Annotated in this window: 1 protein-coding gene (running past one end of the window); it reads left to right on the forward strand. The window is 76.3% G+C overall.

The window, feature by feature from the left end; genetic code table 11:
- On the forward strand, positions 1 to 13,667 hold the 3' portion of the coding sequence (locus AC0OO9_RS27195; protein ID WP_484513356.1) for a type I polyketide synthase. It extends 16,171 nt beyond the left edge of the window; only the last 13,667 of its 29,838 coding nucleotides appear in the window; its start codon lies beyond the left edge, outside the window; its stop codon occupies positions 13,665 to 13,667.
- Positions 13,668 to 13,677 lie beyond the last annotated feature (10 nt).

Raw genomic sequence — 13,677 nt, forward strand, 5'->3', positions numbered from 1 at the left:
CCGTCGAGGCGCACGGCACGGGCACGACGCTGGGTGACCCGATCGAGGCTCAGGCGTTGCTGGCCACGTACGGGCAGGAGCGCCCGGGGGACCGGCCGCTGTTGCTGGGGTCGGTGAAGTCGAACATCGGGCACACGCAGGCGGCTGCCGGTGTGGCTGGTGTGATCAAGATGGTCATGGCGATGCGCCACGGCCTCGTCCCGGCGACCCTGCACGTGGACGAGGCGTCGCCACACGTGGACTGGACGGCCGGGGCGGTGGCCCTCGCGACCGAGCCCACCCCGTGGCCGCAGGTCGGCCGGCCGCGTCGGGCGGCGGTGTCGTCGTTCGGCATCTCCGGCACGAACGCGCACGTGATCATCGAGCAGCCGCCGGCCGAGACGATCGAGGGCGAGATCGTCGCCCGCGACGTGCCGCCGGTCGTACCGGTGCTGCTGTCGGCCCGCGACGCCGCCGCGCTGTCGGCGCAGGCGGGCCGCTGGGCGCGCTGGCTGACCGCCGAGGAGGCCCCGCGTCCGCTGGACGTGGCCTGGTCCTCCGTCACCACCCGGCCCGCGCTGGAACACCGGGCGGTCGTCACCGCCGTCGACCGGGACGACCTGGTCGCGGCGCTGACCGCCCTCGCCGACGGCGAACCCACAGGTACGGTCGTCTCCGGCGCCACCGGTCAGCGCGGCCAGCTCGCCCTGCTCTTCTCGGGTCAGGGCGCGCAGCGCGCCGGCATGGGCCGGGAGCTGTCCGCCCTGTTCCCGGTGTTCGCGACCGCGCTGGACGAGGTGTGCGGACACCTCGACCCGCTGCTGCCGCGTCCGCTGCGGGAGGTGCTGTTCGCGTCGTCGGGTTCCGACGAGGCGGAGTTGCTGGATCAGACCGTCTTCACGCAGGCCGGTCTGTTCGCGGTCGAGGTGGCGCTGTTCCGCCTCGTGGAGTCGTTCGGGATCGTTCCCGACATGCTGGCCGGTCACTCGATCGGCGAGGTCACGGCGGCGCATGTCGCGGGCGTGCTCTCCCTGGCCGACGCATGCCAGCTCGTGGCCGCGCGGGGTCGGTTGATGCAGGCGCTGCCCACGGGCGGCGGGATGCTGGCCGTGGCCGCCGACGAGACTGCGGTGGCGGAGTCTCTCGCTGGGCTGACCGACCGCGTGGGCATCGCGGCGGTCAACGGTCCCGCCGCAGTGGTGGTGTCGGGCGCGGTCGAGGCCCTGGACGGGGTGGAGCGGGTCTGGCGGGAGCGGGGCGTGCGCACGCGCCGGCTGACGGTGAGTCACGCGTTCCACAGCCCGTTGATGGAGCCGATGCTGGCCGAGTTCCGCACGGTCCTGGAGGGGCTGACGTTCGCCGCGCCGTTGCTGCCGGTCGTGTCGAACGTGACCGGTGCCCTGGCCGGCGACGAGATCCGCACGGCCGACTACTGGGTGCGGCACGTCCGCGAGGCCGTGCGCTTCGCCGACGGGATCACCGCCCTGCGCGAGGCGGGCGTGGACACGTTCCTGGAGGTCGGCCCGCAGAGCGTGCTGACCGCGATGGCCGCCGACGTGCTGCCCGCCGACGAGGGTGTGCTGGCCGTGGCGGTGCAGCGCCGGGACCGGGCGGAGGCGCACGCGCTGTTGCACGCCCTGGCGGAGCTGCACGTGCACGGCGTTTCGGTGACCTGGCAGCAGTGGTTCGCCGACACCGGCGCGCGCCGCGTGGACCTGCCCACGTACGCCTTCCAGCACCAGCGCTACTGGCCCGCCGCCAACCGGGCGCGTACGGGCGACGTGTCCGGGGCCGGGCTCGGCCGCACCGAGCACCCGCTGCTCGGCGCGACCGTGGACCTGGCCGGCGACGACGAGATGGTGCTGACGGGCCGGCTCTCCCTGGCCACGCACCCGTGGCTGGCCGACCACACGGTCTCCGGGCTGACGCTGGTGCCGGGCACCGCCCTGGTCGAGCTGGCCGTGCGGGCCGGCGACGAGGTGGGCCTCTCCCGGCTGCGGGAGCTGACCATGGCCGCCCCGCTGGCCCTCCCCGCAACGGGAGGCGTGCGGATCCAGGTGCGGGTGTCCACGTCGGAGACGCCGCAGCGTCCCGTCGCCGTCTACTCCCGCCCCGACGACGACCCCGAGGCGGGCTGGACCCGGCACGCGGAGGGTGTGCTGGAGCCCTCCACCGCCGACGAGCCGGACACCGTCGCCTGGCCCCCCGCCGGCGCGACCGAGGTGGACCTGGCGAGCTGGTACCCGACGCTGGCGGAACACGGCCTGACGTACGGGCCGGCCTTCCAGGGGCTCCGGCGTGCCTGGACCAGCGGCGCCGAGGTGTACGCCGAGGTGGTCCTGCCGGACGACGCCGCGACGGAGGCCGCCGGGTTCGGCGTGCACCCGGCGCTGCTGGACGCCGCCCTGCACCCGATCGGGCTGCTGCTCGGTGGCGAGGAGTCGGGCGGGCCACGGGTGCCGTTCGCGTTCGAGGGCGTGCAGGTGCACGCCTCGGGGGCGGGGGCGCTGCGGGTACGCCTGACCCGCGACGGCTCCGGGCTGCGGCTGGCCGCGTACGACGAGGTGGGCGCGCCGGTCGTGTCGGTGGACTCCCTCGTCCTGCGGGAGCTGACCGGCGTGGCCGCGCCGGGCGTGGCCTCGCGGTCGCTGTTCGAGCTGCGGTGGCCGGCCGTGGAGGCCGCGCCCGCCGGGGAGCTTTCCGGATGGGCGCTGGTGACCGGCGGCCGGGAGCTGCCGGCACCCGTCGGAGTGCCCACGTACCCCGACGTGGCGACGGTCGCGGGGGAGGAGTCCGTCCTCCGGACGCTGCTGCTGCCGGTGTTCCCCGCGCCCGGGTCGGCGGCGCAGACGCCGGAGTCGGTCCGGGTGGTGACCTCGGACGTGCTGGCGACGGTGCGGTCCTGGCTCGCGGCGGACGCCCTGGCGGACTCGCGACTCGTGGTGGTGACCCGGGGCGCGGTGTCCGTCGGCGACGACGACCGGGTGACCGACCTGGCCGGTGCGGCGGTGTGGGGTCTGCTGCGGTCGGCGCAGTCGGAGCACCCGGGCCGCATCGTCCTCGCGGACGTCGACGGTGACCCGGATGCCGCGCTGGTGGCCCTGCTGGACGGCGTCCTGCGGGAGCTGGCCGCGACGGGCGGCCAGCTGGCCGTACGCGAGGGCGCGGTCTACTCGCCGCGCCTGGTCCGGGCCGGCATCACGGCCGCGCAGACGCCCCGCCTGGGCGACGGCGCGGTGCTGGTGACCGGCGGTACGGGAGCGCTCGGGGCGCTGGTGGCGGAGCACCTGGTGTCGGTGCACGGCGTGCGGTCGCTGGTGCTGGTGTCGCGGCGCGGTCCGGAGGCCGCCGGTGCGGGCGAGCTGTCGGAGCGGCTGTCCGCACTGGGCGCGTCGGTGCGGATTGCCGCGTGCGACGTGACCGACCGGGACCAGGTGTTCGCCCTGGTGGCCGAGATCGGTGCCGAGGGCCGGCTGGCGGGTGTGGTGCACACGGCCGGTGTCCTGGACGACGGTGTCGTGGAGGGGCTGACGGCGGAGCGTCTGGCGGGGGTGTTGGCGCCGAAGGTGTCGGCGGGTTGGTTCCTGCACGAGGCGACGGCGGGTCTGGATCTGGATCTGTTCGTGGTGTTCTCGTCGGTGGCGGGTGTGCTGGGTTCGCCGGGTCAGTCGGCGTACGCGGCGGGTAACGCGTTCCTGGACGGGTTGGCGGTGTATCGGCGGCAGCTCGGGTTGCCTGCGGTGAGCCTGGCGTGGGGCATGTGGGACACCGCCGGCATGGCCGCGTCGATCGACGAGGCGGACCGGGCGCGTTCGGCGCGGGCGGGCCTGACGCCGATGAGCGCCGAGGTCGGGCTGGAGCTGTTCGACGCCGCGCTGGGCGCCGACCGGGCGGCCCTCGTACCGGCCGTGATCGACGTGCCCGCGCTGCGGGCGGCTACCTCCGGCGGCCCCGTGCCGGCCGTGCTGCGCACCCTGATCGGCGTGACCAGCACCCGCCGCCAGGCGGGACAGGGCGGTGGCGGCTGGGCCGACCGGCTCGCCGGGCTGACCGAGGACGAGGGTCGCGCCCAGGTCGACGTGCTGGTGCGGGGCCTGGTCGCGCAGGTGTTGGGGCACGGCGGTGCGGAGGCGGTGCCGGCGGACCGGGCGTTCCGGGAGTTGGGCTTCGACTCGCTGACGGCGGTGGACCTGCGTAACCGGTTGAACGCGGCCACGGGGCTGCGGCTGGCCTCGACGCTGGTCTTCGACTACCCGACCCCGGCCGTGCTCGCCGACCACCTGTGGTCGGAGTTGGCCGGGGTACGTCAGTCGACCGCCGGCCCGGTCGCCGGCACGGTCGTCGGCACCGACGAACCGATCGCGATCGTGGGCATGGCCTGCCGCTACCCGGGCGGGGTGGAATCCCCCGACGAGCTGTGGGAGCTGCTGGCCGGCGGCGGCGACGGGATCTCCGAGTTCCCGGCGGACCGCGGCTGGGACCTGGAGTCGCTGTTCGACCCGGACCCGAACCGCAGCGGTACGTCGTACACCCGCCACGGCGGTTTCCTCTACGGGGCGGCCGAGTTCGACCCCGGCTTCTTCGGGATCTCGCCCCGCGAGGCCCTCGCCATGGACCCGCAGCAGCGGCTGCTGCTGGAGGCGTCGTGGGAGACGTTCGAGTCCGCCGGTCTCGACCCGCAGCGGCTGCGCGGCAGCCGGACGGGTGTCTTTGCCGGCGTCATGTACCACGACTACGCCTCCCGGCTCATGGACCTGCCGACCGAGGTGGAGGGCTACGTCGGGACCGGCACCTCCGGCAGCGTGCTGTCCGGTCGCGTCGCCTACACCTTCGGGTTGGAGGGCCCGGCGGTCACCGTCGACACGGCGTGCTCGTCGTCGCTGGTGGCGCTGCACCTGGCCGCGCAGGCGTTGCGCTCCGGCGAGTGCGATCTCGCGCTGGCCGGCGGCGTGACGGTGATGGCCACGCCCGGCACGTTCATCGAGTTCTCCCGGCAGCGCGGGTTGTCGCAGGACGGCCGCTGCAAGTCGTTCGCCGCGTCGGCCGACGGCACCGGCTGGTCCGAGGGCGTCGGCGTGCTGCTCGTGCAGCGCCTCTCCGACGCCCAGCGCGAGGGCCGGAAGATTTACGCGGTCGTGCGGGGCACCGCCGTGAACCAGGACGGCGCGTCGAACGGGCTGACGGCCCCGAACGGCCCGTCGCAGCAGCGGGTGATCCGCCAGGCTCTCGCGAACGCGCGGTTGACCACCGCCGACGTGGACGCCGTGGAGGCGCACGGCACCGGCACTACCCTCGGCGACCCGATCGAGGCTCAGGCGTTGCTGGCGACGTACGGGCAGGATCGGCCGCAGGATCGGCCGCTGTTGCTGGGGTCGGTGAAGTCGAACATCGGGCACACGCAGGCCGCCGCCGGTGTGGCTGGTGTGATCAAGATGGTCATGGCGATGCGCCACGGCCTGATGCCGCCGACCCTCCACGTGGACGAGCCGTCCCCACACATCGACTGGATGGCCGGGGCGGTGGCCCTCGCGACCGAGCCCACCCCTTGGCCGGCCGTGGACCGGCCGCGCCGGGCGGCGGTGTCGTCCTTCGGCATCTCCGGCACGAACGCGCACGTCATCATCGAGCAGCCGCCCGGCGAGACGATCGAGGGCGAGATCGTCGCCCGCGACGTCCCGCCGGCCGTACCGGTGCTGCTCTCCGCGCGCTCCGACGCGGCCCTGGCCGGCCAGGCGGGCCGGTGGGCGCGCTGGCTCGCCGCCGACGAGGCCCCGCGTCCGCTGGACGTGGCCTGGTCCTCCGTCACCACCCGGCCCGCGCTGGAGCAGCGCGCCGTCGCCGTGGTGGCCGACCGGGACGACCTGCTCGCCGCGCTGCGGGCCCTCGACGCGGGCGAGCCCTCCGGGGCCGTCGTGACCGGCTCCACCGGCCAGCTCGGCCAGCTCGCCCTGCTCTTCTCGGGTCAGGGCGCGCAGCGCGCCGGCATGGGTCGGGAGTTGTCGGCCCTGTTCCCGGTGTTCGCGACCGCACTGGACGAGGTGTGCGCGCAGCTCGACCCGCTGCTGCCGCGTCCGCTGCGGGAGGTGCTGTTCGCGTCGTCGGGTTCCGACGAGGCGGAACTGCTGGACCAGACCGTCTTCACGCAGGCCGGTCTGTTCGCGGTCGAGGTGGCGCTGTTCCGCCTCGTGGAGTCGTTCGGGATCGTTCCCGACATGCTGGCCGGTCACTCGATCGGTGAGGTGACCGCCGCGCATGTCGCGGGCGTGTTGTCCCTGGCCGACGCGTGCGCCCTCGTGGCCGCGCGGGGCCGGTTGATGCAGGCGCTGCCCACCGGTGGCGGCATGCTGGCCGTGGCGGCCGACGAGGACGCCGTGGCGGAGTCGATCGCCGGGCTGACCGACCGCCTCGGCATCGCTGCCGTCAACGGCCCTACCGCGGTGGTGGTGTCGGGTGCCGTCGAGGCCCTCGACGAGGTGGAGCGGATCTGGCGGGAGCGGGGCGCACGCACGCGCCGGCTGACGGTCAGCCACGCGTTCCACAGCCCGCTGATGGAGCCGATGCTGGCCGAGTTCCGCACGGTCCTGGACGGCCTCACCTTTGCCGCGCCGTTGCTGCCGGTCGTGTCGAACGTGACCGGTGCGCTGGCTGGCGACGAGATCCGCACCCCGGAGTACTGGGTACGTCACGTGCGGGAGGCCGTGCGCTTCGCCGACGGGATCACCGCCCTGAAGGCCGCCGGTGTGGACACGTTCCTGGAGGTCGGCCCGCAGAGCGTGCTGACCGCGATGGCCGCCGACGTGCTGCCCGACGACGACACCGTGCTGGCCGTGGCCGTGCAGCGCCGGGACCGTCCGGAGGCGCACGCGCTGCTGCACGCCCTCGCCGAGCTGCACGTGCACGGCGTTCCCGTGACCTGGCAGCAGTGGTTCGCCGACACCGGCGCGCGCCGCGTGGACCTGCCCACGTACGCCTTCCAGCACCAGCGCTACTGGCCGGAGGGCGCGCCGACGAAGCAGGCTGCCCCGGAGGGCGGCGACGCCGAGTTCTGGGCCGCCGTCGAGCGTGGCGACCTGGCCGCCCTCGCCGCCGAACTCGGCGACGACACCGAGGACCTGGACGCGCTCGGCCCGGCCCTGCCGCTCCTGGCGCGCTGGCGTCAGCACCGGTCGCGGGACACCGCCCTCGACGGGTGGTCGTACCGGGTCGGGTGGGAGCCGGTGCGGCCGGCCCCGGCGACCCGGTTGTCCGGGCGGTGGCTGGTCGTCACCGTCGACAGCGGCGCCGACGCGGGCGTGGCGAAGACCCTCACCCAGGCGGGCGCCCGGGTGGACACGCTCACCGTGTCGTCCACCCTCGCCCGCGCCGATCTGGGCGAGCGGCTGGGCCGGATCAGCGGGGACGGCTGGGCCGGGGTGCTCTGCGTGCTGCCCCGCCAGGACCGGCCCCTGGCGCACATCCCGGCGGTGCCCGCCGGCGCGGCCGCCCTGCTCACCCTCACCCGGGCGCTCACCGACACCGGCCTGCCGGGACGGGTGTGGGCGCTGAGCCGTACCGCGATGCCGGTCACGGCCGGGGAGCGGGCCGGCGACGTCTGGGCGGCCCTGGCCTGGGGCCTGGGCCGGGTCGTCGCCCTCGAACAGCCGGACCGCTGGGGCGGCCTGGTCGACCTGCCCGACCGCGCCGACCGCGGCGCCCGCGCCGGGCTCGTCGCCGTCCTCGCCGACGGCACCCTGGACCAGGTGGCAGTCCGCCGCAACGGCCTCTTCGGCCGGCGGCTGGTGCCGGCCGCGCCGCCCGCGGGTGCGGGTTGGCGGCCCGCCGGGACGGTGCTGGTGACCGGTGGTACGGGTGCGCTGGGTCGGCACGTGGCGCGCTGGTTGTTGGCCAACGGGGCGGCCGAGGTGGTGCTCGCCTCGCGGCGGGGCCCGTCCGCGCCGGGCGCGGCTGAGCTGGTCGACGAGCTGGGTGCGGTGCGGGTGGTGGCGTGTGACGTCACCGACCGGGCGGCGGTCGACGCCCTCGTGGCGGACCTGCCCGGGCTGACCGCCGTCGTGCACACCGCCGGGACGTCCGGCGGCACCACCGGGGCGTACGAGGTGACCGACGGCGAGCTGTCGGAGACCCTGGCCGGCAAGGTGCTCGGCGCCGTGCACCTCGACGCCGCCTGCCGGGGCCGGGACCTCGACGCGTTCGTGGTCTTCTCCTCCGTCGCCGGCGTCTGGGGCGGCGGCGGGCAGGCCGGCTACGCGGCCGGCAACGCCCTGCTCGACGCGCTCGTCGCCGCCCGCCGGGCGGCCGGCCTGCCCGCCACCGCCCTGGCCTACGGCCCGTGGGCGGAGGAAGGCATGGCCTCCGGCGAGACGGCCGACGGCCTGCGCCGCCGCGGGTTCAGCCCGCTCGCGCCCGACGCCGCCGTCGCGGCGCTCGGCCGCTGGGTGAACGCCCCCGAGGCGGCCCCGGTGATCGTGGACGTCGACTGGTCCCGGTTCGTCACGGCGTTCACCGCCGCGCGGCCGAGCCACCTCTTCGACCGGGTCGCCCCCGCCGTCGCCGAGGAGCCGGAGCGGCCGGAGAGCGCCGCCGCCACCGACGGGCTGCGGGCCAGGCTCGCCACGCTGCCGGCGACCGGCCAGGAGGCGCTGCTGGTCGACCTCGTCCGCGCGGAGGCGGCGGCCGTCCTCGGCCACCCCACCACCGACCAGGTGCCGGCCGGCCGGGCGTTCCGGGAGCTGGGCTTCGACTCCCTCGCCGCCGTGCAGCTGCGCGACCGGCTGGGCCGGGTCACCGGCCTGACCCTGCCGTCGACAGTGGTCTTCGACCATCCGTCGGCGGCGGAACTGGCCCGCTTCCTGCGTACCGAAATCGTCATCGGCGCGGACGGCGGACCGGTCACCGGCGGCACGACCACGGCCCGGCCGCCGGCGGACGAGCCGATCGCGATCGTCTCCATGGCCTGCCGCTTCCCGGGCGGGGTGTCCTCGCCGCAGGAACTGTGGCGGCTGCTGGCCGACGGCGTGGACGCGGTGACGCCGATGCCCACGGACCGGGGCTGGGACCTCGACGCCCTGTTCGACAGCGACCCGGAGCGGGTCGGCACCAGCTACACGCGCAGCGGCGGCTTCCTGCGGGACGTGGCCGGCTTCGACGCCGCGTTCTTCGGCATCAACCCGCGCGAGGCCCTCGCCATGGACCCGCAGCAGCGGCTGCTGCTGCACACCACCTGGGAGCTCTTCGAACGCGCCGGCATCGACCCGCACCGGGTGCGTGGCTCCGCCACCGGCGTCTTCATGGGCACCAACGGGCAGGACTACGCCACGCTGCTGCTGGGCGCCCGCTCCCAGGTGGAGGGCTACCAGGCGACTGGCAACGGCGCGTCGGTGGTCTCCGGCCGCCTGGCGTACTCGTTCGGGCTGCACGGCCCGGCGGTCACCGTCGACACGGCCTGCTCGTCGTCGCTGGTGGCGCTGCACCTGGCCGCGCAGGCCCTGCGCAGCGGCGAGTGCGACCTCGCCCTCGCCGGCGGCGTGACGGTGATGTCGACCCCGGGCGCGTTCCTGGAGTTCTCCCGGCAGCGCGGCCTCGCCGCCGACGGGCGGGTCAAGGCGTTCGCCGAGGCCGCCGACGGCACCGGCTGGGGCGAGGGCGTCGGCGTCCTGCTGCTCCAGCGGCTCTCCGACGCCCAGCGCGACGGCAACCGGATCCTCGCCGTCGTACGGGGCAGCGCCGTCAACCAGGACGGCGCGAGCAACGGCCTCACCGCGCCGAACGGGCCCGCGCAGCAGCGGGTCATCCGGCACGCGCTGGACAACGCCGGCCTGACCCCGGGCGACGTGGACGTCGTCGAGGCGCACGGCACCGGCACCACCCTCGGCGACCCGATCGAGGCGCAGGCGCTGCTGGCGACGTACGGCAGGGACCGCTCCGCCGAGCGGCCGCTGTGGCTCGGGTCGGTGAAGTCGAACATCGGCCACACCCAGGCCGCGGCGGGCGCCGCCAGCCTGATCAAGATGGTGCTGGCCCTGCAACACGAGGTGCTGCCGGCGACCCTGCACGTCGACGCGCCGACCCCGCACGTCGACTGGTCCTCCGGCACGCTGGCGCTGCTCACCGAGGCACGACCGTGGACCACCACGGACGGGCCGCGCCGGGCCGGCGTCTCCTCGTTCGGGATCAGCGGCACCAACGCGCACGTGATCATCGAGGAGGCCCCGCAGCGGCCGGAACCGGTCGCCGCCGACGGGGAAGGGCCCGAGGCGACCGTCGGGCACGGCGACGCGCGACGCGACCACCGCGCCGTGGCCCTGCCGTGGCCGGTCTCCGCCGCCGACCTGCCCGCGCTGCGCGAGCAGGCCGGCCGGCTGGCCGACCGGGTGGCGACGGACGACGACCCCGCCGACCTGGTCGCCTGGGCGCTGGCCGACGGCCGGGCCCACCTCGGCCGGCGGGCCACCGTGGTCGCCGCCGACCGGGAGACCCGACTGGCCGCGCTACGGGCGCTGGCCGGCGGGGAGGACCACCCCGCGCTGGTCACCGCCCGGCGGCACGGCGGCGGCCTCGCCGTCCAGTTCTCCGGCCAGGGCGCCCAGCGCCCCGGCGCCGGCCGGCAGCTGTACGACACGTTCGGAGCCTTCGCGGCGGCCCTCGACGAGGTCTGCGCGGCGCTGGACCACCAGCTGCCGCAGCCGCTGAAGCCGGTGCTGTTCGCGGCCGAGGGCAGCGCCGAGGCCGCGCTGCTCGACGAGACGGTGTTCACCCAGGCGGGGCTCTTCGCGCTGGAGGTGGCCCTGTTCCGGCTGGTCGAGTCGTTCGGGGTGGTGCCCGGGCACGTCGCCGGGCACTCCATCGGCGAGATCACCGCCGCGCACGTCGCCGGGGTGCTGTCCGTCGCGGACGCCGCCACGCTGGTGGCCGCCCGGGGCCGGCTCATGCAGGCCCTGCCCGCCGGGGGCGGGATGCTCGCCGTCGCCGCCGACGAGGCGGCCGTGGTCGAGTCCCTCGCGGGGCTGACCGACCGGGTCGGCGTCGCCGCCGTCAACGGTCCCACCGCCGTGGTGCTCGCCGGGGCCCTCGACGCCCTCGACGGGCTGGAGCGGACCTGGCGGGAGCGCGGCGTGCGCACCCGCCGGCTGCGGGTCAGCCACGCGTTCCACAGCCCGCTGATGGAGCCGATGCTGGCCGAGTTCCGCGCCGTCCTCGACGGGCTGACGTTCGCCGCGCCGCTGCTGCCGATCGTGTCGAACCTGACCGGGCGGCTCGCCGGGCCCGACGAGATCTGTACGCCCGACTACTGGGTGCGTCACGTCCGGGAGGCCGTCCGGTACGCCGACGGGATCGCCGCGCTGCGCGACGCGGGCGTCGACACCTTCCTGGAGCTCGGCCCCCAGGCGGTGCTGACCGCGATGACCGCCGGCCTGCTGCCCGGCGACGACGACGGGACGGCCGTGGCGGCGCTGCGCGCCGGCACCGACGAGGCGGCCGCCCTGCTCGCCGCGCTGGCCGTCGTGGACGGCACCGGGCGGGACGTCGACTGGGCGGCGGTGCTCGCCGTGCTGGCCGGCCCCCGTCCGGATCCGCGCCGGCTGCCCGAGCTGCCCACGTACGCGTTCCGGCCGCAGCGTTACTGGCCGACCCTCGACGCGGTGCCGGCGCCGGCCGCCGACCCGGTCGACGACGCGTTCTGGCGGGCCGTCACCGACGGCGACCTGGGCCGCCTCGGCCTCGACCCGGACCAGCCGATGCGCGAGCTGCTGCCGGAACTCGAGTCGTGGCGGCGCCGCCAGCACCTCGACGGCACCCTGGCCGGCTGGCGGTACCGGGTCACCTGGGAGCGCCGGGCGCTGACCGGCGCCGATCCCGGCACGTGGCTGGTGGTGGCCCCGCCGCACCAGGTCACCGACCGGGTGCTCGCCGCCCTCACGGCCGGCGCCGCCACGGTGCACCTGCTGACCGTCGACCCGGCCACGGCCACCCGCGACGGCCTGGCCGCCGACCTCGACCGGCTCGCCGCCGCGCACCAGCCGACGGCGCTGCTCTCCCTGCTGGCGCTGGACGAGGCGCCGCACCCGGAGCAGACCGCGCTGCCGACCGGCCTGGCGGCGAACCTGCTGCTCGTGCAGGCGCACACCCGCCGTTCCGGCCCGCCCGTGCCGCTGTGGCTGGCCACCACCGGCGCCGTCGCCGTGGACGACGAACCGGTCGCGCACCCGACGCAGGCCACCACGTGGGGCCTCGGCCTCGTCGCCGCGCTGGAGCACCCCCGGCACGTCGGCGGAGTCGTCGACCTGCCGGCGGGCCCGGCCGAGGCGGCGTACGCGGCCCTGGCCGCGGCCCTGGTCAACGTCGACGGGGAGGACCAGCTCGCCGTCCGGGAGGCCGGCGTGCACGCCCGACGCCTGGTCCGCGACACCGGGCGACCGGCGACGGGCGGCGGGTACCGGCCGAACGGCACCGTCCTGCTCACCGGCGGGGCCGGCGCCCTCGCCCGGCACACCACGGACTGGCTGGGTCGCCAGGGCGCGGAGGTGCTCCCGCTGGCGGAGCCGGCGACGGGCAAGCTCGGTGACCTGATCGAGCAGCTCGCCACCGAGAACCGGCCGGTGACGGCGCTCGTGCACGTGCCGGCGGAGACCGGGTCGGTGCCGCTGGCCGAGCTGACCCTCGCCGGCCTCGCCGCCGACCTGGCCGCGACCGTCGGCGACGTCCCGAGGTACGCCGACGAGCTGGCGCACCGGCCGCTCGACGCGTTCGTGCTGTGCACCTCCACCACGGGGGTGTGGGGCGCGGGCGGCCGGGCCGGCCAGTCCGCCGGCGACGCGCTGCTGCACGCGCTCGCGGCGAACCGGCGGCACGGCGGACTGGCGGCGACCGCCGTGGCGTGGGGCCCGTGGAGCGACGACCCCGAGTCGCCCGAGCTGGCGCAGCTGCGTCGGCGGGGCCTGCCGGGCCTGCCCCCGGAGCTGGCCGTCGAGGCGTTCGGGCAGGCGCTGCGCGCGGAGGCGGAACTCGTGGTCGCCGACGTGCGCTGGGACCGGTTCGTGCCGACGTTCGCGTCGATGCGGCCGTGCCCGCTGCTGACCGGGGTCCCCGAGGCGGGCGCGGCGATGCCCGCCGACGACGACCGCCAGCCGGCGGACGACGAGGCGGCGACCGCGCTGCGGGAGCGGCTGCGCCCGCTGAGCCCCGGCGAACGGGAGGGCGTCCTCGTCGAACTCGTGGGCAACCTGGCGGCGGCCGTGCTCGGCCACCCCGGGGGCGGGGGGCTGGAGCCCGACCGGGCGTTCCGCGAGGTCGGCTTCGACTCGATGACGGCCGTGGAGCTGCGCAACCGGCTCCGCGCCGCCACCGGCGTCCAGCTGCCCGCCGGCGTGGTGTTCGACTACCCGACGCCCGCGGCGCTCGCCCGGCACCTGCGCGACCAGCTGGTCGAGGACGGCGCCGCCGCGGCGGCCCCGCTGCTCGCCGAGCTGGAGCGGCTCGACGGCGTCTTCGCGGCCGACGCGCCGGACCGGCTGACCCGGCAGAAGCTGCTGGTGCAGTTGCAGGCGTTCGTCGCCCGGTGGGGCGACGAGCGTGGCCCCGTCGAGGAGAAGCCGGCCACGCACACCCTCGACGACGCCACCGACGCCGAGATCTTCGATTTCATCCACCGCGAGCTGGGTGGCCCCGGAGGCAGCCTGCCGGGGCTGTAGGAACGGGTTG

It is taken from the genome of Micromonospora sp. USAFONa4 (genome assembly GCF_057197825.1).